The sequence below is a fragment of the Streptomyces sp. NBC_00683 genome (assembly GCF_036226745.1).
Lineage (GTDB): Bacteria > Actinomycetota > Actinomycetes > Streptomycetales > Streptomycetaceae > Streptomyces.
Window position 1 is genome coordinate 6,143,322 of the sequence record NZ_CP109013.1, and the last position, 21,088, is coordinate 6,164,409.

Genomic DNA, 21,088 nt, shown 5'->3' on the forward strand with positions numbered 1-21,088 from the left:
GCTCGAGTGTCGGAGGGAGGCGCTGCCTTCCGCTGCCCGGAGAAGGGGCTACTTCTGGGGTCACTCGGGCGACTGATCCGCAGGGCCACCGGGCCCGGGCCGGCATCGGCCGCTGAACGTACGCTTCGGGCCGACGGTTCAGTACCGTCGGCCCGAATTCGTTCACCGACTCAGCATCGACGGATCAGCACAGGCAGGGATTCGTGTCCCAGCCCAGGCCCAGCACGTCCCCGTCCCGCAGCGCGCCGGAGTAGGCCTGTACCTCGTCCACGTCGCCGCGGAGGTACTCGCCCCAGCCGTCACCGGCTTTGGCCCGGCCGATCTGGAGGGCACCGGTGCTGTGCCAGCCGTCAGGGAGGCTCGCGGTCGCCCCGGCATTGGTGTAGCCGTCGAGGTAGAGCTTGATCGTGTCGGTCCCGTCGTCGTAGACCACGGCGAGACGATGGCCCTGGCCCTCGCCGCCGTCCGCGCCCTCGATCTGGGACACCACCTTCTCCGGGGATCCGACCTCGTCCCTCTCCGGCATCACCAGTTGCCAGGTGAACGTGGACGGCACATAGCGCACCTTGAACGCGTCGGTGTGCTCGCCGGCCTGCGAGAGCACGGTCATCGGCCGGACCGGCTCGGAGTCCGCGAGGCGTACGACGACGCCGAGGGTGAAGGTGTCCCCGGTGTCCACGATCGGCCCGTCGGACGCGGCATACCCGGTCTCGCCGTCCAGGCTCAGATGCCCGTCGCCGACGAGCGGCGGCGGCACGTACGTGCAGTCGGGGTCGAGGTCCGGGATGCAGGAATTGTCGGAGCTCCGGTAGATGGAAGCTCCCGTGCCGAGCCGCAGCGGCACGCCACCCGACTGCTCGGGGCTCGCGCCGTCCACCACGCTGTCCACCGACCAGTGGCCGAGCAGCGTCGGCTTGCGCCGTGCCAGTTCGGCCACCTCGTCCGGTACCACGACCCGGTCGTGGACCTGCACGTCACCGATGTCTCCGTGCCACCTGTCGCGATAGCCGGTAGCCCCACGGGAGCGTCCGATCTGGAACGCTCCGGCCGTCTCGGGGGGAGTCGCCTCTGCCGCGGTGCCCACCTCATGGCCGTTGACGTACAACTTCGCGCGACCCGTCTCCGCGTCGTACAGCCCCAGCAGATGGGCCCACTCTCCGGCCTCGGGCGCGCCACCTGACACCCGCGTGCCCGCGATCGCGAAGGACCAGACAGGGCCGGGGTCCTGGCTGCGCAGCCCAAGGCTGAAGCCGGGCTTCCCGTCCGCGTCCTGGCTGGCGACGGCCATGTTCCGACCGGTTTCGGCGGGCCGCACCCAGGCGTTGACGGCGAAGGTCCTGCGGATGTCGACGGCCGGGGCGTCCGTGGTGAGGAAGCCGTGGCCGCTGCCGTCGAGGCTGACCGTGGAGGAGGCTCCGGTGCCCGCGGGCGCCGGGCCGCCGAAGGTCACGCCGGTACCGGCGCGGGCGACGGTCCCCGTCACGGCAGAGGCCGAGCGGGAGCCTGCCGGGTCGTCCAGCTTCCAGCGGGCGACAGGGGCACGCCCGGACTGCACGTTGAAGTCGTACTGCGACTGTCCGCTGCTTCGGCCCGACCGGTCGATCGCACGGATCGTCAGCGACTTGTAGCTTGCGGTGAGCGGCAGGTACAAAAGGGTCACAGCTGCGCCCGGCCGCTCGGCGGAGACGGTCCCGTACGGGCCACCTTGGAAGCCGTACGCGTACGACACCACATCCTCGGAGGGCGAGTCCACGGTGAAGTGGCCGTACACGCCCACCCCGTCCACCCGGAACACGTCCTCGGGCTGGGGGTATTCGGGGGAGCTGATCGTCGCCTTCTCCGGGTTCGCGTCGTCGTACACGAACGTGCAGACCGAGCCGTCGCCCTCATCGCTCCACGCGGAGGTCGCCTCGCCGTCGTTCGCGCGGACGTGCCACGACACGACCGTGTTCGCCGGGATGTCGTCCGGCATCCTCCAATACTGGCGCGACCCCGACGTCAAGGTGATGGTGGTGTAGGTACGACGCTCCTCCAGTCCCGCAGAGTCCGTCCACCAGGCTTCGAACTCGCCCTTGATCGGGCTGGCTTCGGAGGGCTGGTTGTCCTCTTCCGGGTCGTACAGCATGGCGCTGAGCCTGGGAGGCCCCGGGACGTACGGCATGTCGTCGCCGGTCGCGCAGGCCTTGCCCTCCGACTGGAGGTCCTGGACGAGCGGCTGCTTCGGCGGCAGGTTGTCCACTGCGTACGCCGTACCGCCGGACGTGGCCAGCAACGCCGCCACGCAGCTCCCCACGACCATCCGTCTGCGTCTTCGCGTCCTTCCGAACCTGGTCAAGAGTCCCTCCCCTGTGAGTGCTCGAGGCTCGTGGACGACACGAGCCGCACGAAGCTAAACAGAGATCACTGACAACGCCGAGCGGGTTTTGCGGCCAGGACGAGCCCGCCTGCCCGGCCGACGGGGATCTTTCGCCGAAAGGTCACTTCTCCTGCATCCAGGCGACCGTGGTCCGTGTCTCGCGGATCCGCCAGCCCGCCTGCGTCCGCACCGCGGTGCAGGCAAGCCGCAGGCCGCTCGTCAGGTGGGGTGCCTGGCCGTCGCGGTAGAAGTACACGAGCGAGTTCGCCGAGGCGGCCGCCCGGTCGCCGTTCACGTCCACCAGCAGGTCGGTCGTCAGGTGCTGGGTGTGCTCCCCGTCGACCTCCGCCCGGCGCATGAAGCCGACGAGTTCGTCGAGGCCGTGGATCTCGCCCGAGCGCGGCGAGTGCCCCACGACATCGTCGGTGAAGACGGTGCCCGCGTCCTCCCACCGCTTCTCGTCGAGCAGGCACGCGAAGCGGGTGAACAGGTCGGCGATCTCGATGCGGTCGGCGACCGGAGTGTGCGTGGACATGGTTCCCCATTTCGTTGGCGTATCCAACATTGGCGTCGCCAACTATACAGAGAGATTCGTTGGCTGCGCCAACGATGTAGGGTGACTGTCGTGGAAGAGACCCCCGCGGCCCCCGCGCACCTGACCGCGAAGCCGAGCTGGCTGCTCACCCAGGTGGCAGTGCATGCCCACCGGTTGGCGTCCGAGGGTTTCGGCGAGGTGGGCGCGCGCGGGTACCACTACCGGATCCTGGCGGCGCTGGAGGAGTTCGGGGTGGCCAGCCAGGCCGAACTCGGCCGTCGGTGCAGCATGGACCGCAGTGACGTCGTGGCGGCGATCAACGAACTGGCCGAGCAGGGCTGCGTCGAGCGGACCCCGGATCCGGACGACCGGAGGCGGAACAGGGTGACCCTCACCGCGGCGGGTCGTCAGCAGCTGCGACGCATGGACCGAGCCCTCGACAGGGTGCAGGACGACCTGCTGGAGCCGCTTTCGGCCGAGGACAGGCAGACTCTGGCCCACCTGCTCACCCGGCTGCTCGCGCACCACCAACGACCCTAGGCCCGGGCAGCGGTTCCGGGCCGACGGTTCCGTACCGTCGGCCCGGAGCCGTCTCAGGCGCAGGTGAGGTTGCCGGGTGGGGTGGTGGGGCTGCCGGTGGCGGTGAAGCCGAACGTGGTCGTGCCGTCGGGGGCCGTGGCGCCCGCCCACGGGGCGTTCCGTACCGTGATGGGCCCGCTGGTTCCGGTGTTCACGCCGTTCCAGAGGTTGCTGATCGACTGGCCGGCGGCCAACGTCATCCCGACCGTCCATCCGGTCAGCGCGGTGTTGCTGCTGTTGTTCCGGATCGACACCTCGCCCTGGAAGCCGCCGGACCAGCTCTGGACGGTCCGGTAGCCGGCGGTGCACGTGGCGTCCGAGCCGTCGTCCGGGCCGCCGCCGTCGTCCGGGTCTCCGACCCCGGTCAGGACCGGGGTCTGCCAGTCCTTCCAGGCCGACAGATCACCGGACTTGCGCGGCGAGACCCTGAACACGCCCGGTGCGGTACCCGTGTTCAGCAGGAACTTGCTGATGCTCTGCTGGAGCGGTCCCTTCCACTCGGACCTGGCCGCGCAGTGGGTGCCGTCCTGCACGTCCGACCAGTAGCTGATGTTGGACCCTGCGCCGAGGGCCTTGTAGACCTCCGCCCCGCCCAGGGCCGCCACGCTGCCCGACCTGGCGCTCAGCCAGTCGACGTGCGGGTTCTCCATGAGGAACAGGCCTCGCGGTGCGACCATGCCCACGATCTCGTGGGTGTCCACCGGCAGGGTGGCCGGGTTGCCGGTGAAGGAGCCGAACGCGTCGCCCAGCCACGGCTGCTCCGAGTAGGCGCTGCTCAGAGGCTGTCCGCCGCTCTCCCCGGGAATCCCGCGGAAGACCGGGGCGCCACCGGAACCCGACTCGATCGGCATGGTCAGATCGATGCGCTGGTCGAACGCGCCGGCGACGAAGGCGCCCTTGCCGAACCGCGAGCAGCCCGTGACGCCGGTCGCGTCGGCCTTGAGCAGGCTGCCGCCCGACTGCTCGATGACGTCGATGATGCGGCTCACGCCCCAGGACCAGGCCATCAGCAGCCCTGTGCCGCTCGACGATCCGTAGACGCTGTAGAACGCGCCCTGTTTGTTGTTCCGCGGCGTTCCTTCACGCCCCACCGTGTACGGGTCGAAATTGACGACCGCCGCACCCGAGGCCTTGATGGTGGCCGTGTCCGCACCCAGCCCGCCCAGGACGACGACGGCCGGGAAGGGGCCGGAACCGCTCGGCAGTTCGACCTTCGCCGTGAAGCCCGCGCTCTTGCCCTGGTCGGTCACGTTCACCGTGATGCCGGTCGACGAGACCGTTCCCGTGACACCGGCCGGCTTGGCCGGCTTCTGGCCGTAGACCGACCTCTCCGCCTGCTCCCTGATCTCCGCGCGGCGGCAACGCCATTCGGACGTGGTGGAGATGCGCGTCCCGTCCAGCTTCCTGAAGGGGTCGGGGAGCTTCGGGTCGGCCGGCGAAGCACCGGGGTCGGGTACGGCGCAGTCGGCCCCGTCGTCCTCGACAGCGGGACCGGCCTGGACCGCGGCGGCCTGCCTGTCCGTGGCGCTCGCCTGCGGGGTGAGGGAAGCGGTCGCCAGGCTCGCGACCGTCACCAGCGCGGCTGTGGCTGCCAGCGCCCTCGATCTGTACCGGTACCGAAGGGAAAAGCGCATGGGGGACCTCCAGATGGCGGGTGCGGGGTGTGGATCCGGCCTGGCGGGGGACCGCCGTGAGTGCGGTGACCGGGAATACGGCGTGAGGACTCCCGGTGCCGGGCGGGCCGGCCGGATACAGGCAGTGGGTGTGGGAGCGCTCCCGAGCTTAGGGAGGGGGGCAGGGCGTGACAACGGGTGGACATGGGGCACCTGAGGTTGGCCGTTCTCGAACGCCCCTGGGCGCGTACCGCGTTCGCCAAAGCGGAATGTAAGGGTGAAAGGCGGTCATGTGAGCCGCTGTCAGGGGCTCGTGGCAACAGGAGCTTTCGGCCACTTTCGTAATCACGAGCGAAACATTCGGAGAGGGTTCGCCAAGCCGGGTGATCGTTCCGTTACCCCGCGGAGGGCAACCGCTCGGGCGGTTTCACGGTCGAACCGATGTGATCAGAAGACCTCTCCTTCCGCTGTGCGCCGCCGCCCTCTCGGCAACTCTGCTGTTGACCGCCTGTGCCGGTGGCTCCGCGGACGACAAGCCCGCCCACCCGGTATTCGGCGCGCCGGTCGAGCAGCAGCCCCGCCAGGCGCTGTTGGCGACCCAGGCAGCGCGTACCGCGAGCTTCACCCAGACCCTCACCTTCAGCTCTCCGTCGGGTGACACGGTGCAGAAGGCCTCGGGGCGGCTCGACTTCGCGGGCGGCCGGGCCGTCGGCTCGATCGACTGGGCTCTCGCGGAGGACCTGCCGGACGAGGCCAAGGACGCGCTGCTGGGCGTCCGGCTGGGGGAGGGCCGATCTCCCGCGCGTACCCGGGTGGCGGTCGAGCCGGACACCATCCGGCTGAGTGCGGGCGAGGCCGGCTACTGGCTGCGCTACGAAGGGCCCTCGGAGGCGTTCGGCACCGGCGCCGCGATCGATGCCCTGCGGGGAGCCGAGTCCGCGTTCGGCGGCACGCTCCTGGAGATCCTGAGCGGAGCCCAGGAGGTCAAGGATTCGCCGGCGGCCAAGAAGGGCGGCCGCACCTACCTGGCCAAGCTCACCGCGTTCAACGCCCTGCGCCTGTTCCCCAAGGACCTGGGTTCCGAACTCACCGCTGACATCGATCCGAACGGTACGGAGACGCCCGTGTCGCTCAGCATGTCCACGGACGCCAAGGGGCGCGTCACACGGGCGGAGGCGGACTTCTCGGCCCTGCTCGGCAAGAAGGACAGCGCCCTGGACGAGGTGACCGGCCTGCGCGCCGTTCTGCAGGTGAGCGGTTTCGGGAAGTCCGTGCCGGTCATGCCGGCAGCCTCGGAGCGGACGCTCGACGCCAAGGGGGCCGTCACAACGGTCGGTGACGTGAAGAAGGGCGGTTGCGCCGATCTCACCACGGGCACCCGCACCCTCGACATGGTGGTGTCCGTCCCCTGCGCGCAGCCCCACGACGCCCGCGTCTTCGCCCACGCACGGTTCGACGCCGCGTACCCGGGCGACAAGAAGGCGAAGCGGATGGCCGGCGACGCCTGCCGGAAGGCGTACAGGTCGGCGCCCACGGCCTGGACCCGGGAGGGAACCGAGAAGGACCACTTCTGGTACACCTGGCCCGGTGAGGCCAGGTGGGGCGTGGGTGCCGATCCGGTGGTCACGTGCTACGTGGTGACGCGATGACACCCACCGCCGGCGCCTCCGTCGACGTCTTCCACCGGGCCTACGGGCACACGCCCGGAACCCGCCGGTTCCGGGAGCAGAGCGTGTGGTGAACCGCCCGGCTCGGGTAAGGTGATCCGTCCCGAGACCGGGACCGACCCAGGAGGTGAGACCCATTACCGCTTCAGCAGGCTGGGTGCTCACCACTCGCAGTCGCGTGCCCGACACGACATGAGCGATCGCGGAGCGCCCATCGGTTTTTCCCGAAAGGCTCCTCCGCATGCAGGAATTCGCTTCACCGCACTCCGTCTCGTCGATCGTCACCACGCTCCGTGCCGCCGGCTGTGTCTTCGCCGAGGACGAGACCGAACTCCTCCTCTCCACGGCCGCCGGTCCGGCGGAACTCGCGGCCATGGTCGAACGCCGCGTTGCCGGTCTGCCGCTTGAACACGTGCTCGGCTGGGCCGAGTTCTGCGGGCTGCGGGTGGCCGTGGACCCCGGGGTCTTCGTGCCCCGTCGCCGTACCGAATTCCTTGTCCGCCAGGCCGTGGCTCTCGCCGGGCGGAAGCCGGCCGTCGTCGTCGACCTCTGCTGCGGTTCCGGGGCGCTGGGTACGGCGCTGGCGGCGGCGCTGACCGACGTCGAACTGCACGCCACGGATGTCGAACCCGCCGCCGTGCGGTGCGCGCGCCGCAATGTCGGTGAGCTCGGACAGGTCTATGAGGGCGACCTCTTCGAGCCGCTGCCCGGCTCGCTGCGCGGGCGCGTCGACGTTCTGCTCGCCAACGTGCCGTACGTGCCGACCGACGACGTCGAACTGCTGCCGCCCGAGGCGCGTATCCACGAGCCGCGCGTGGCGCTCGACGGTGGCGGGGACGGCCTCGACGTCATGCGGCGGGTTGCCGCCGCGGCGCCGGACTGGCTGGCACCCGGCGGGGCCCTCCTCGTCGAGACGAGTGAGCGCCAGGCGGCGCGTGCCGCGGAGACGGTGGGCGCCAGCGGGCTGAGCGCGCGGGTGGTCGTCTCGGAGGAGCTGTACGCCACGGTGGTGATCGGGACCCGCCCCGTGTAGCCGTCGCCGGGGGCCGTGACCGGCGCCCGCCCCGCGCACTCCCGGTACGTCGGGGCGGGGCGCCGGGCGGGAGTCAGGCGAAGCGCCAGCGGGTCTGGCCGTACGGGTCGCCCTTGGCGAAGCCGAAGGCCGTGCGGGGGGCCACCGCGAAGACCTCCGCACGGCCGCCGGCGCCGTTGGAGAACATGCCGTCGGTGACACCGAAGTGCCAGTCGCTGCCGTACTTCGTCTCCCAGGCCTCGGCCAGCGCGATCAGGCGCTTCTCGTCCGTCACCCGGGCGGCCCGGCCCTCGACCACCACGTCGAAGCCCTCGTCGAGCGTGTTGGCGCCGGTGGTCAGGACCACCTCCGGGTTGGCGGCCAGATTCTGTGCCTTGCGCTCCGTTGCGCCCGTGCAGAAGTGCAGGGCGCCGTCCGACCAGACCCCGATCAGCGGGGTGACGTGAGGGCGGCCGTCCGGGCGGACCGTCGAGAGCCAGTACAGCTCGGCGTCCGTCAGGAGGGCGACCGCTTCGGGCCATGGGCGGGCGGTGGCGTTCTCGCCGCTGTACCGGGAGTCCAGGGCGGTGTCCGGGGTGGCGTTCTCGTCCGGCATGACGGGCCTCCTGAGAGCCTTCGGCGTGATCGTTCCGTTCATCGTGCCTGCGAAGTACGGACTCCGCTCCCACTCCGAATTCATCGGTGCACAGCTAGGCTCGGAGAGCGGACACGTGTGGGTCCGCGGGCAGGAGAACACGGGATGACGACGGTGCCTGGGCGCAGGAGCAGCAACTTCACCCGACTGCTGCGGCACGGTTTTACCGATCCGTCCGCAGCCGAACGGCTCCTCGAACTGCCCGAGCTCTCCTCCGTACGGTCCGATCCCGTCCTCTTCGACGCGCTCGGTGCCACGGCCGACCCGGATCTTGCCCTGCACAGCCTCGTCCGGCTCGTCGAGGCGGAGGAGGCAGACGAACGGCAGGTCCTGCTGGACACCCTCGTCACCGCCAAGCCGCTGCGGGACCGGCTCCTCGGCGTTCTCGGCGCCTCCGAGGCCCTCGGGGACCACCTGGCGCGGTACCCCCGCGACTGGCAGGTGCTCGTCACGTACGAGGCCACCGATCTGCACCCCGGCGTCGCCGAATTCGAACGCATGCTCGCCGATGCCGTCGACCCGGACTCCCTGCGGGTCGCCTACCGCCGTTCCCTGCTGTCGATTGCGGCCCGCGACGTGTGCGGCACCACCGACCTCGCCCAGGTCGCCGCCGAGCTGGCCGACCTGGCGACGGCCACCTTGCGCGCCGCGCTCGCCATCGCCCGTACCGCCGCCCCCGCCGACGCCGCCCGGTGCCGGCTCGCCGTCATCGCGATGGGCAAGTGCGGCGGGCACGAACTGAACTACGTCTCCGACGTCGATGTGATCTTCGTGGGGGAGCCGGTGGACGGGGAGGAGGAGAACGGGTCCATGCAGGCCGCCACCCGCCTCGCCGCCCACATGATGCGGATCTGCGCCGACACCACCGTCGAAGGCACCATCTGGCCGGTCGACGCCAATCTCCGCCCCGAGGGCCGCAACGGGCCGCTGGTGCGGACCCTGAGCTCGCACCTCGCCTACTACCAGCGCTGGGCCAAGACCTGGGAGTTCCAGGCCCTGCTGAAGGCCCGGCCGGTCGCCGGTGACCCCGCGCTCGGCGCGGAGTACGTCGAGGCCGTGTCGCCGCTGGTGTGGCAGGCCGCCGACCGGGAGAACTTCGTCGGCGACGTACAGAAGATGCGCCGCCGCGTCGTCGACAACATCCCCGTCGACCGCGTCGACCGCGAGCTCAAGCTCGGGCCCGGCGGGCTGCGGGACGTCGAGTTCGCCGTACAGCTGCTCCAGCTGGTCCACGGGCGCAGCGACGCCACCCTGCACGCCGGCTCCACCCTGGCCGCCCTGCGGGCGCTCGCCGACGGCGGATACGTGGGGCGGGCGGACGCGGCGCAGCTGGACGAGGCGTACCGCTTCCTGCGCGCCATGGAACACCGCATCCAGCTCTACCGGCTGCGCCGCACGCATCTGGTCCCCGAGGACGAATCGGACCTGCGGCGGCTCGGGCGCTCCCTCGGGCTGCGTACGGACCCCGTCGCCGAGCTCAACAAGGCGTGGCGGCGGCACGCCTCGGTGGTGCGGCGCCTGCACGAGAAGATCTTCTACCGGCCGCTGCTGGACGCCGTCGCCCAGCTGGCGCCCGGCGAGACCAGGCTCAGCGCGAAGGCCGCCATCGTCCGGCTGGAAGCCCTCGGGTACGCCGATCCGGCGGCTGCGCTGCGGCATCTGGAGACCCTGTCGTCCGGGGTGTCCCGCAAGGCCGCCATCCAGCGCACGCTGCTGCCGGTCCTGCTCGGCTGGTTCGCGGACTCCGCAGATCCGGACGCGGGGCTCCTCGGCTTCCGGCAGGTGTCCGACGCGCTCGGCAAGACCCCCTGGTACCTGCGGCTCCTGCGGGACGAAGGCGCCGCGGCGGAGAACCTCGCCCGGGTCCTGTCGGCCGGCCGCCTCGCCCCCGACCTGCTGATGCGGGCCCCGGAGGCCGTCGCCATCCTCGGCGACCCGGAGGGGCTGAAGCCGCGTACCCGGGACCACCTGGAACAGGAGGTGCTCGCCGCGGTGGGCCGAGCTGAGGGCGCCGAGGCGGCGGTCGCGGTGGCGCGCGGGGTGCGGCGGCGGGAGCTCTTCCGCACGACGGCCGCCGACCTCATCGGCTCGTACGGCACCGAGGAGAACCCCGCGGAACAGGATCCGGGCGCGCTCGTCGACCGGGTCGGACCCGCGGTCACCGATCTGAACGCCGCCACGATCTCGGGGGCCCTGCGTGCCGCCGTACGCGAGCAGTGGGGCGACACGCTGCCGACCCGGTTCGCCGTCATCGGCATGGGCCGCTTCGGCGGGCACGAGCTGAGCTACGGCTCCGACGCGGACGTCCTGTTCGTGCACGCCCCGCGGGAGGGCGTGAGCGACGAGGAGGCCGCCCGGGCCGCGAACACCGTCATCACGGAGATGCGCAGGCTGCTGCAGCTGCCGACCGCCGACCCGCCGCTGATCATCGACGCCGACCTGCGCCCCGAGGGCAAGAGCGGACCGCTGGTCCGCACGCTGAAGTCGTACGAGGTCTACTACCGCCGCTGGGCGCTGGTCTGGGAGAGCCAGGCACTGCTGCGCGCCGAGCCCATGGCGGGGGACGAGGACCTGGGGCGCGCGTTCATCGAGCTGGTCGATCCGTTGCGCTACCCCGCGGAAGGGCTGGGCGAGGACGCCGTCCGGGGGATCCGGAAGCTCAAGGCGCGCATGGAGTCCGAACGGATACCGCGGGGCGCAGACCCGACGCTCCACATGAAGCTGGGCCGTGGTGGGCTGAGTGACGTCGAGTGGACGGTGCAGCTGCTGCAGATGCAGCACGGCTGGGCGGAGCCGGGACTGCGGACGACGCGCACGCGCGAGGCGCTGGCCGCGGCGTGTGCGGCGGAGCTGATCCCGGTGGAGGAGGCGCAGACGCTGGACGAGGCGTGGGTCCTGGCCACACGGGTGCGCAACGCGGTGATGCTGGTACGGGGGCGGCCGGGCGACACGTTCCCCTCGAACCCGCGGGAGCTGACGGCGGTGGGGCGGTACCTGGGGTACGAGCCGGGGCACGTCGGGGACATGCTGGAGGACTACCGGCGGATCACACGGCGGGCGCGGGCGGTGGTGGAGGAGCGGTTCTACGGGGCGGGGTGAGGTGCCGCTGCGCGGGGCTTCGTCCCCTGCCCGCCCTTTTCCGAACCGGGGCCCTGCCCCGTGCCCGGTCCTCAATCGCCGGGCGGGCTCGGGGGCGCCCCGTGCGGCGGCCGGGGAGCGGGGTCCGGGGCGGAGCCCCGGGAAGGGGTCAGCCGGAGTTCCGCGGGGCCGAGTGGGCAGCGGCCGGGCTCGGCTGGGCGGACGGGTGCGGCACGTCGGTGCGGGCACGGGTGCGGCGTGCCAGGACCGGCAGCAGCGAGCGCACGCGCCCACGGCCCCCCGCGGTCGCCGGCCGCCGCGGCAGCCGGTGCGGCAGCCGCCCGTACCAGGCGTACGAGATCGCGTAGCCGAACGTCAGGCAGGCCATACCGCCCACCGCGTCCAGCCAGAAGTGGTTCGCGGTCGCCACGATCACGACCAGCGTCGCCACCGGGTAGAGCAGGCCCAGGATCCGCGCCCACGGGGCGGTCGCCAGGGCGCAGATGGTCAGACCGCACCACAGCGACCACCCGATGTGCATCGAAGGCATCGCCGCGTACTGGTTCGACATGTGCTTGAAGTTGCCCGAAGCCATCGAACCCCAGGTCTGGTGCAGCATCACCGTGTCGATGAAGCCCCCGCCGCTCATCAGACGCGGGGGTGCCAGCGGGAAGAGGTAGTAGCCGAGCAGGGCGACGGCCGTCGTCGAGAAGAGGATCAGCCGGGAGGCCGCGTAGCGGCCGGGATGACGCCGGAACAGCCAGATCAGCACACCGATGGTCACGACGAAGTGCAGCGTCGCGTAGTAGTAGTTCATCGACACGATCAGCCATGTCACCGAATTGGCGGCCCGGTTGACCGTCTCCTCGAAGGCGAGCCCCACCGTGTGCTCGAGCGACCAGATCCAGTCGGCGTTGCGCAGGGCCGCGGCCTGCTGCTCGGGTACCGCGTTGCGCACCTGTGAGTAGAGCCAGTAACTGACCGCGATCAGCAGGATCTCGAACCAGAGGCGAGGGCGGCGCGGGGACCGCAGCGAGCGCAGGGACCACGATCGCGTCCGGCCGACGAGTGTCGATCCGGTGGCCGCCGCCTCCGCCACGATGGGTGACGGGTTGGCCGCCATGCGGTCTTCCTGTGTGGTCACGTGCGAATCACCCATAGGCGCAGAGTCTGCCAGATACGTCTCCCTCCGCCCGATGATCCTCCGGTCGGGTTCCGGTCGCACATTCTGCACCTTAACGACGAGGGTGGGATCCTGAGTCGGGGCCGGGCCCCGAGGCCGTCGAGCCGCGTACGACCAGCTCAGGCATGAAGACGAACTCGCTGTGCGGGGCGGGAGTACCGCCGATCTCCTCCAGCAGCGTACGCACGGCGGCCTGACCCATCGCTGTCACGGGCTGACGGATCGTGGTCAGCGGCGGATCGGTGAACGCTATGAGGGGCGAGTCGTCGTAGCCGACCACCGAGAGGTCGCGCGGGACTTCCAGCGAATTCCGGCGGGCTGCCCTGATCGCGCCCAGCGCCATCATGTCGCTCGCGCACACCACCGCGGTGCAGCCCCGCTCCATCAGCGCCGAGGCTGCGGCCTGGCCGCCCTCCAGCGTGTACAGAGAGTGCTGGATCAGCTCCTCCACCGCGTCCGCCGTGAGGCCGAGCTGTTCCTGCATCGTGGCGTGAAATCCCTCGATCTTGCGCAGAACGGGAACGAAGCGCTTCGGGCCGACCGCGAGACCGATGCGCTGATGCCCCAGTGACACCAGGTGCGTGACCGCGAGCCGCATCGCGGCACGGTCGTCGGGGGAGATGAACGGCGCCTGCACCTTGGGCGAGAAGCCGTTGACCAGGACGAAGGGAACACCCTGGGCCCGCAGTTGTTCGTAGCGCTGCATATCGGCCGAGGTGTCGGCGTGCAGGCCGGAGACGAAGATGATGCCCGAGACGCCGCGGTCGACGAGCATCTCGGTGAGTTCGTCCTCGGTGGAGCCGCCGGGCGTCTGGGTCGCCAGCACCGGTGTGTAGCCCTGCCGGGTCAGCGCCTGGCCGATCACCTGGGCCAGTGCCGGGAAGATCGGGTTCTCCAGCTCGGGCGTGATCAGGCCGACGAGGCCCGCGCTGCGCCTGCGCAGACGGACGGGGCGTTCGTACCCGAGGACGTCGAGCGCCGCGAGGACGGATTCGCGGGTGGTCGCTGCAACACCGGGCTTGCCGTTCAGTACGCGGCTGACCGTAGCTTCGCTGACCCCCGCCTGAGTTGCGATATCGGCAAGCCGTGCGGTCATGAGGGGACTGTACCGGGCGCGTGTCGTATTGCCCACCATGCGCAGGATTCGTGCGGTCGGGCCCGGCAGCGCGGGTCGGCCGGCCCCTCGGCAGCAACATCTTGCAAGGCCTTGCGGTCGCCGCCGGCTGCCCGCGATCGGATCGTCGTACCGCCCGGATACGGGGCCTGGCCTGGTGTGGGCAGGGATGCGAGGCTCCCGTCAAGAGTCTTGACGGCAACCTTGCGGACACGCCAATGTAACGATCGCCGGAGCTTGCAGAAATCTTCCGCAAAGTCTTTCGGTCGTCTTTCATCCTTGTTACGTTCACGTCGACCCGGCGCCGCGACGGAGCGGTACGGCAGTTGAAGGAGTTCAGATGCGACGTGGCATAACGGCCACCGCCCTGGTCGCGGCCCTGGCGCTTGCGGCAACCGCCTGCGGCAGTGACGACGAGACCGGCGGCAGCAAGAGCTCGGGCGAGCTCTCCGGCACGGTGACCTGGTGGGACACCTCGACGGTCGGCAGTGAGGACAAGGTCTTCAAGAAGCTCGCCGAGGGTTTCGAGAAGAAGCACCCGAAGGTTGACGTCAAGTACGTCAACGTTCCCTTCGGTGAGGCGCAGAACAAGTTCAAGAACGCGGCGCAGGCCGGCGCCGGTGCTCCCGACGTCATCCGCTCCGAGGTCGCCTGGACCCCCGAGTTCGCCGACCTCGGTTACCTCGCCCCGCTGGACGGCACCAGCGCGCTGAAGAACGAGAAGGACTTCCTCGAGCAGGCCGCCGCGTCGACCAAGTACAAGGACAAGACGTACGCGGTCCCGCAGGTCATCGACTCCATGGGCATCTTCTACAACAAGAAGATCTTCAAGGAGGCCGGTGTCGAGGTCCCGTCGAGCATCGCGGACCTCAAGACCGTCTCCAAGACGATCAAGGAGAAGACCGGCAAGACCGGCCTCTACCTGCGCGGCGACGACGCGTACTGGTTCCTCTCCTTCCTGTACGGCGAGGGCGGCGACCTGGTCGACGCCTCCACCAAGTCCGTCACGGTGGACAAGCCCGAGGGTGTCAAGGCGTTCAAGACCGTCAAGGACCTCGTCGACTCCGGTGCCGCGAAGACCGACGCCACCGACGGCTGGGAGAACATGCAGTCGTCGTTCAAGGACGGCAAGGTCGCGATGATGATCAACGGTCCGTGGGCTGTCGCCGACACGCTGACCGGCAAGGAGTTCGCCGACAAGGCCAACCTGGGCATCGCCCCGGTGCCGGCCGGTTCGGCCTCGCAGGGCGCCCCGCAGGGCGGCCACAACCTCGCCGTCTACGCGGGCTCCAAGAACCTCGACGCCTCCTACGCCTTCGTCGAGTACATGACCTCGGTGGAGACCCAGGCGCAGACCGCCGGTGAGCTGAACCTGCTCCCGACCCGCACCTCCGCGTACGCCAAGCAGGAGGCCGTGGACAGCGAGATCGTCGGCTTCTTCAAGCCGGTCGTCGAGACCGCCGTCGAGCGCCCGTGGATCCCGGAGACCGGCAGCCTCTTCGCTCCGCTCGTCACCGAGTACACCAAGGTCCTCACCGGCCAGACCACGCCGGAGAAGGCCGCGTCCACGACCGGCGACTCCTACCGCAAGCTCCTCAAGGGCTGGAAGTAACTCAGGAAGGCAGGCCGACTGATGGCTGTCCACACCAGCCAGTCGGTGGCGAAGGCCGCGGGCGACACTGTCGCCCGCGGCCGGAGCCGCGGTACTGGTAACCCCCCGCCACCGAGCAGGCTCCGGCGGGCCATGTCGGTCCACTGGTACGCCTGGACCATGGTCGCCCCCGTCGTGATCGTCATCGGCGTGATCATCGGCTATCCGCTGGGCCGCGGCATCTGGCTGTCGCTGACCGACGCGAACGAGCGCAACGTCGCACGGTCCATCGGTGTCAACGAACTGCCCGCCACCTACAAGTTCGTGGGCGTGGACAACTACGTCGACGCGCTGACGGGTACCCAGTTCCTCGGCACGCTCGGCTGGACGCTGGTGTGGACGGTCTCCTGCGTAGGCATCACCTTCTGCCTCGGCATGGGCCTCGCCAACATCCTCAACCGCCGTATCGCGGGACGCTCCGCCTACCGCATGGCCCTGATCCTGCCCTGGGCCATCCCCGGCTTCGTCTCCGTCTTCGCCTGGCGCTTCCTCTACAACGAGGACCGCGGGCTGCTCAACAAGATCCTCGGCGGCGGCGGCATCGACGGCATACCGTGGCTCAACGACCCCACCTGGGCCAAGTTCTCCGTCATCGCCGTCAACGTCTGGCTCGGCGTGCCCTTCATGATGGTCGCCCTGCTCGGCGGACTGCAGTCGATACCCTCGGAGCAGTACGAAGCGGCCGAGATGGACGGCGCCACCGCCTGGCAGCGCTTCCGGCACATCACGCTCCCCGGACTGCGCCCGGTGTCCACCACGGTGATCCTGCTCTCCACCATCTGGACCTTCAACATGTTCCCGGTGATCTTCCTGCTGACCCGCGGCGGACCCGGTGAAGCAACCCAGATCCTGGTCACCCAGGCCTACAAATTCTCCTTCGAGATCAGCCCGCGCGACTTCGCGCAGTCCTCCACCTGGGGCGTGCTGATCCTCGTACTCCTGATGCTCTTCGCCATGGTGTACCGGCGAGTGCTCCGCACGCAGGGAGACAACTGGTGACCACTCTCACGGAAACCTCCGCCCGGCACGCCGCCCGCAGGCCCAGGCGGCGCGGTGACCGCTCCCCGGCCGCGTCCGTGGCCCTGCACGTCACCCTGATCGTCGCGTCCGTGATCGCGGTCTTCCCGGTGCTGTGGGTCCTGCTGACCTCGCTGAAGCCCGCCAAGTTCGCCACGACGACGGACTTCTTCAAAGAGACGACCTTCGAGAACTACACGAACCTGATCAAGGACACCGAGTTCCTGAGCTGGTTCGGCAACTCCGTGGTCGTCGCGGGGCTCTCCACCGTCATCGGTGTCTTCGTCTCGGCCACCACCGGCTACGCCGTCAGCCGCTTCCGCTTCCCCGGCAAGCGCGGGCTGATGTGGACGCTGCTGATCACCCAGATGTTCCCGGTCGCCGTCCTGATCGTGCCGATCTACAACATCATGGCGGGCATCGGTCTGCTCAACCAGCCGGCCGGACTCGTCATCACCTACCTCACCATCTCGGTGCCGTTCTGCGCCTGGATGATGAAGGGCTTCTTCGACACGATCCCGCACGAGATCGACGAGTCGGGACAGGTCGACGGCCTCACCCCGTTCGGCACGTTCTGGCGGCTGATCCTGCCGCTCGCCAAGCCCGGCCTCGCCGTCACCGCCTTCTACTCCTTCATCACCGCCTGGGGCGAAGTGGCGTACGCCTCCGCCTTCATGGTCGGCGACGAGAACCTCACACTCGCGGGCGGACTGCAGAAGTTCGTCAACCAGTACGGAGCCCAGTGGGGTCCGATGACCGCCGCGTCCGTCCTCATCGCGATCCCCGCGGCACTGGTCTTCCTCTTCGCGCAGAAGCACCTGGTCACCGGAATGTCCGCCGGAGCCGTCAAGGGCTGACGCCCAGGGCACGTACGACCGAACGCACCCCGTCACGGCGGCGCCGGATCCCCGACCCGGTCCCGGCGCCGCTCCCCACCCAGACACCCCAGGGACGACATGACCCAGCACCTCGCTGCCCCCTCCACCGGCACGTCCGACGACGCCCCGGGCAACCGCACCGGCTGGTGGCAGGACGCGGTGATCTACCAGGTCTACCCACGGAGCTTCGCCGACGGCAACGGCGACGGCATGGGCGATCTCGCGGGCATCACCGCACGGCTCCCGTACCTCAGGGACCTCGGTGTCGACGCCGTCTGGCTCAGCCCCTTCTACGCGTCGCCGCAGGCCGACGCGGGCTACGACGTCGCCGACTACCGGGCCATCGACCCGATGTTCGGCTCGCTCCTGGACGCCGACGCGCTGATCCGCGAGGCCCACGGCCTGGACCTGCGCATCATCGTCGACCTGGTGCCCAACCACTCGTCCGACCAGCACGAGTGGTTCAAGCGCGCACTCGCCGAGGGCCCCGGCTCCGCCCTGCGCGAGCGCTACCACTTCCGTGCCGGCAAGGGCGCCGACGGCGAGCTCCCGCCCAACGACTGGGAGTCCATCTTCGGCGGCCCCGCCTGGACCCGGACCACCGACCCGGACGGCACCCCCGGCGAGTGGTACCTGCACCTCTTCGCGCCCGAGCAGCCCGACTTCAACTGGGAACACCCGGCCGTCGCCGACGAGTTCCGCTCGATCCTGCGCTTCTGGCTCGACATGGGCGTCGACGGCTTCCGCGTCGACGTCGCCCACGGCCTCGTCAAGGCCGAGGGACTGCCCGACCTCGGCACGCACGATCAGCTGAAACTGCTGGGCAACGATGTCATGCCGTTCTTCGACCAGGACGGTGTGCACGAGATCTACCGCAGCTGGCGCACCATCCTCGACGAGTACCCCGGCGAGCGGATCGCCGTCGCCGAGGCATGGACGCCCACCGTCGAGCGCACCGCCAACTACGTGCGCCCCGACGAGATGCACCAGGCCTTCAACTTCCAGTACCTGTCGACCGCCTGGGACGCCGCGGAACTGCGCAAGGTCATCGACTCCTCGCTCGACGCGATGCGTCCGGTGGGCGCCCCCACCACCTGGGTGCTCTCCAACCACGACGTCACCCGGCACACCACCCGCTTCGCCAACCCGCCGGGCCTGGGCACCCAGATCCGTACGCCCGGTGACCCCGTGACGGGGCTGCGCAGGGCCCGCGCCGCGACGCTGCTGATGCTGGCGCTGCCCGGCTCCGCGTACGTCTACCAGGGCGAGGAGCTCGGCCTGCCGGACGTCACCGACCTGCCCGACGAGGCGCGCCAGGACCCGTCGTTCTTCCGCGCGGAGGGCCAGGACGGCTTCCGCGACGGGTGCCGGGTGCCGATCCCGTGGACCCGCGAGGGCAGCTCGTACGGCTTCGGCGGCGGCAGCAGCTGGCTGCCGCAGCCCGCCGGCTGGGGCGAGCTCTCCGTCGAGGCGCAGACCGGTGTGGAGGGCTCCACGCTGGAGCTGTACCGCGCCGCGATCGGCGCCCGCCGCGAGCACCCCGGGCTCGGCGCGGGCACGGACGTGGACTGGCTGGACGCGCCCGAGGGCGTGCTCGCGCTGGGCCGCCCCGGCTTCGTCTGCACGGTCAACACCACGGGCGCCCCGGTACGGCTGACGGCGCCCGGCACGCTGCTGCTCGCCAGTGCCCCGGTCACCGTCGACGGCGACACGGTGGAGCTGCCCGCGGACACCACGGTGTGGTGGACGGTGTGACCGTCCCCGCACCCAGGACCGGACCGGCGCTGCGGCTCTCCGACATCGCCGGTCAGGCCGCGGTCAGCGAGGCGACCGTCAGCAGGGTGCTCAACGGGAAGCCGGGCGTCGCGGACACCACGCGTCAGCGGGTGCTCGCGGCCCTCGACATCCTCGGCTACGAACGCCCCGTACGGCTGCGGCAGCGCAGCGCCGGACTGATCGGGCTGGTGACGCCCGAGCTCACCAACCCGATCTTCCCGGCGTTCGCGCAGTCCGTGGAGCAGGTCCTCGCCGGGCACGGCTACACACCCGTGCTCTGCACCCAACTGCCCGGCGGCGCCACCGAGGACGAGCTGGTCGAACAGCTCGTCGAGCGTGGCGTCGGCGGGATCGTCTTCCTTTCCGGGCTGCACGCCGACACGTCGGCGGACCCGGCACGGTACGCCGCGCTCACCGACCGCGGCGTGCCGTTCGTCCTGATCAACGGCTACAACGAGCGCATCAGCGCCCCGTTCGTCTCGCCCGACGACACGGCCGCCGTAGGGATGGCCGTCGGGCACCTCGCCGAACTCGGGCACCGGAAGGTCGGTCTGGCGATCGGACCGCAGCGCTACGTGCCCTCCCGGCGCAAGCGCGACGGTTTCGTCGACGCGGCCGTCTCCGTGCTGGGCATGGACCGGAGCGAGGCCGAACTCATGGTGTGCTCGACGCTGTTCAGCGTCGAGGGCGGCCAGGTCGCGGCGGGCGCCCTGCTCGACCGGGGCTGCACCGGCATCGTCTGCGGCAGCGACCTGATGGCGCTGGGCGTGGTCCGGGCGGCCCGGGGGAGGGGACTGGACGTCCCGCGCGACGTCTCCGTCGTCGGCTTCGACGACTCGCAGCTGATCGCGTTCACCGACCCGCCGCTGACCACGGTGCGCCAGCCGGTACAGGCGATGGCGGCGGCAGCCGTGGGGGCCCTGCTGGAGGAGATCGCCGGAAGTCCCGTGCAGCGCACGGAGTACGTGTTCCAGCCGGAGCTCGTGGTGCGCGGGTCCACCGCGGCGGCGCCGGTCGTCTGAACGAGCGGGAAGCGGGGCCGGGTCCGGAGGGGGGACCCGGCCTTTCGCGTGCCCGGTCACGCTGGTTCAGCCCGGCAGCGCGTCCTCGAGCTGTGTCAGCTCCTCCGGGCCCAGCTCGAGATCCGCGGCCCGAGCCGAGTCCCGGACGGAGGCCGGGCGGCTGGCTCCCGGCACCGGGATGACCGCCGGGGAGCGGCTCAGCAGCCATGCCAGGGCGATCTGCTGCGGGCTCACGCCGCGCTCGGCCGCGATGCGCTGGAAGGCGGTGCCGGCGGAGGTCGGGCCCGAGGGGCCGTCGAGGGAACTGCGGGAGATGCCACCGAGGGGGCTCCAGGGCAGGAACGCCAGGCCCAGCCGGGCGCTCAGCCGCAGCTCGGGCTCGCTGTCGCGGACGGCGGGCGAGTACCGGTTCTGCACCGAGACGAGTCCGTCGCCGAGGATCTGATGCGCCCGGCGGATCTGGCGGGTGGTCACGTTCGAGATGCCGGCGGCACGGATGGTGCCGGCGTCGAGCAGCTCGCGCAGGGCGCCGACGGACTCCTCCCAGGGCACGGCAGGGTCCGGCTTGTGCAGTTGGTACAGGCCGATGGCCTCGACCCCCAGGCGCTTGACGGAGGCTTCGGCGGCGCGCTTGAGGTGGGCGGGTGTGGCGGTGACGGTCCAGCTGCCGTCGCCGGGCCGGCCGCGGCCGCCCTTGGTGGCGATCAGGACGCCGGACGTGTCGCCGCCGTAGCGGGCCAGCGCCCGGGCGATCAGGAGCTCGTTGTGGCCCGCCTCGCCGGCGTGCCAGTGGTAGCTGTCGGCGGTGTCGATGAGCGTGACTCCGGAGTCCAGCGCGGCGTGGACGGTGGCGATCGCGCGCGACTCGTCCGGGCGGTTCTCGATGGACAGCGGCATGGCGCCCAGCCCGATCGCGCTGACGGCGGTGCCGGCGATGCTGCGGTACTGCATG

General features: G+C 70.6%; 16 protein-coding genes. 9 read left to right on the forward strand and 7 right to left on the reverse strand.

Features of this window, described 5'->3' with window-relative positions; genetic code table 11:
* Positions 1 to 184 precede the first annotated feature (184 nt).
* Both OG257_RS27430 and OG257_RS27435 read right to left on the reverse strand, forming a co-directional pair.
* Complete coding sequence (locus OG257_RS27430) at positions 185 to 2,299, reverse strand: LamG domain-containing protein (protein WP_329215379.1); 2,115 nt, start codon at positions 2,297 to 2,299, stop codon at positions 185 to 187.
* Positions 2,300 to 2,477: 178 nt separating this feature from the next.
* Positions 2,478 to 2,891 (reverse strand): nuclear transport factor 2 family protein, encoded by a 414-nt coding sequence (locus tag OG257_RS27435; RefSeq protein ID WP_329211736.1) that lies wholly within the window; start codon positions 2,889 to 2,891, stop codon positions 2,478 to 2,480.
* Between the two features lie 90 nt (positions 2,892 to 2,981).
* On the opposite strand from OG257_RS27435, the gene OG257_RS27440 reads away from it, so the two are divergent.
* Positions 2,982 to 3,431, forward strand: a complete 450-nt coding sequence (locus OG257_RS27440; protein WP_329211738.1) for a MarR family winged helix-turn-helix transcriptional regulator — start codon at positions 2,982 to 2,984, stop codon at positions 3,429 to 3,431.
* 53 nt (positions 3,432 to 3,484) lie between these two features.
* On the opposite strand, the gene OG257_RS27445 is transcribed toward OG257_RS27440, so the two are convergent.
* On the reverse strand, positions 3,485 to 5,104 hold the full coding sequence (locus tag OG257_RS27445) for a glucuronyl esterase domain-containing protein (protein WP_329211740.1): 1,620 nt from the start codon (positions 5,102 to 5,104) through the stop codon (positions 3,485 to 3,487).
* Between the two features lie 422 nt (positions 5,105 to 5,526).
* Here OG257_RS27445 and OG257_RS27450 point away from each other — a divergent pair, with 422 nt between their 5' ends.
* Positions 5,527 to 6,732, forward strand: coding sequence for a hypothetical protein (locus tag OG257_RS27450; protein WP_329211741.1), 1,206 nt, complete (start codon positions 5,527 to 5,529; stop codon positions 6,730 to 6,732).
* A gap of 259 nt (positions 6,733 to 6,991) precedes the next feature.
* Positions 6,992 to 7,783 carry a putative protein N(5)-glutamine methyltransferase gene (locus OG257_RS27455; protein WP_329211742.1) on the forward strand — a complete coding sequence of 264 codons (792 nt, stop codon included), beginning with the start codon at positions 6,992 to 6,994 and terminating at the stop codon, positions 7,781 to 7,783.
* Positions 7,784 to 7,856: 73 nt separating this feature from the next.
* Here OG257_RS27455 and OG257_RS27460 read toward each other — a convergent pair whose 3' ends face one another.
* Positions 7,857 to 8,378: a pyridoxamine 5'-phosphate oxidase family protein gene (locus OG257_RS27460; protein ID WP_329211744.1), complete on the reverse strand. Its 522-nt coding sequence runs from the start codon at positions 8,376 to 8,378 to the stop codon at positions 7,857 to 7,859.
* A gap of 144 nt (positions 8,379 to 8,522) precedes the next feature.
* Between OG257_RS27460 and OG257_RS27465 the strand changes: the two genes are divergently transcribed.
* Positions 8,523 to 11,516, forward strand: coding sequence for a bifunctional [glutamine synthetase] adenylyltransferase/[glutamine synthetase]-adenylyl-L-tyrosine phosphorylase (locus OG257_RS27465; RefSeq protein WP_329211746.1), 2,994 nt, complete (start codon positions 8,523 to 8,525; stop codon positions 11,514 to 11,516).
* Positions 11,517 to 11,664: 148 nt separating this feature from the next.
* Here OG257_RS27465 and OG257_RS27470 read toward each other — a convergent pair whose 3' ends face one another.
* Together OG257_RS27470 and OG257_RS27475 are read right to left on the reverse strand one after the other, a co-directional pair.
* Positions 11,665 to 12,654 carry a phosphatase PAP2 family protein gene (locus OG257_RS27470; RefSeq protein ID WP_329211749.1) on the reverse strand — a complete coding sequence of 330 codons (990 nt, stop codon included), beginning with the start codon at positions 12,652 to 12,654 and terminating at the stop codon, positions 11,665 to 11,667.
* A gap of 76 nt (positions 12,655 to 12,730) precedes the next feature.
* Complete coding sequence (locus tag OG257_RS27475; protein ID WP_329211751.1) at positions 12,731 to 13,774, reverse strand: LacI family DNA-binding transcriptional regulator; 1,044 nt, start codon at positions 13,772 to 13,774, stop codon at positions 12,731 to 12,733.
* 358 nt (positions 13,775 to 14,132) lie between these two features.
* Between OG257_RS27475 and OG257_RS27480 the strand changes: the two genes are divergently transcribed.
* The 5 genes from OG257_RS27480 to OG257_RS27500 all read left to right on the forward strand — a co-directional run bounded on the left by OG257_RS27480 (position 14,133) and on the right by OG257_RS27500 (position 20,136).
* Positions 14,133 to 15,404 (forward strand): extracellular solute-binding protein, encoded by a 1,272-nt coding sequence (locus tag OG257_RS27480; RefSeq protein WP_329211753.1) that lies wholly within the window; start codon positions 14,133 to 14,135, stop codon positions 15,402 to 15,404.
* Positions 15,405 to 15,425: 21 nt separating this feature from the next.
* Entirely contained in the window at positions 15,426 to 16,442 is a 1,017-nt protein-coding gene (locus tag OG257_RS27485) for a carbohydrate ABC transporter permease (RefSeq protein ID WP_329211756.1), read from the forward strand.
* Positions 16,439 to 17,317, forward strand: coding sequence for a sugar ABC transporter permease (locus OG257_RS27490; RefSeq protein WP_329211758.1), 879 nt, complete (start codon positions 16,439 to 16,441; stop codon positions 17,315 to 17,317). Before OG257_RS27485 ends, OG257_RS27490 begins: the two co-directional genes overlap by 4 nt.
* Positions 17,318 to 17,416: 99 nt before the next feature.
* Complete coding sequence (locus OG257_RS27495; protein WP_329211760.1) at positions 17,417 to 19,093, forward strand: glycoside hydrolase family 13 protein; 1,677 nt, start codon at positions 17,417 to 17,419, stop codon at positions 19,091 to 19,093.
* A complete protein-coding gene (locus OG257_RS27500) occupies positions 19,078 to 20,136 on the forward strand; it encodes a LacI family DNA-binding transcriptional regulator (RefSeq protein WP_329211762.1) in 1,059 nt (352 codons plus the stop codon). The genes OG257_RS27495 and OG257_RS27500 overlap by 16 nt, the downstream gene beginning before the upstream one ends.
* Before the next feature lie 66 nt (positions 20,137 to 20,202).
* On the opposite strand, the gene OG257_RS27505 is transcribed toward OG257_RS27500, so the two are convergent.
* Positions 20,203 to 21,087: an aldo/keto reductase gene (locus tag OG257_RS27505; protein ID WP_329211764.1), complete on the reverse strand. Its 885-nt coding sequence runs from the start codon at positions 21,085 to 21,087 to the stop codon at positions 20,203 to 20,205.
* Position 21,088: the final 1 nt, after the last annotated feature.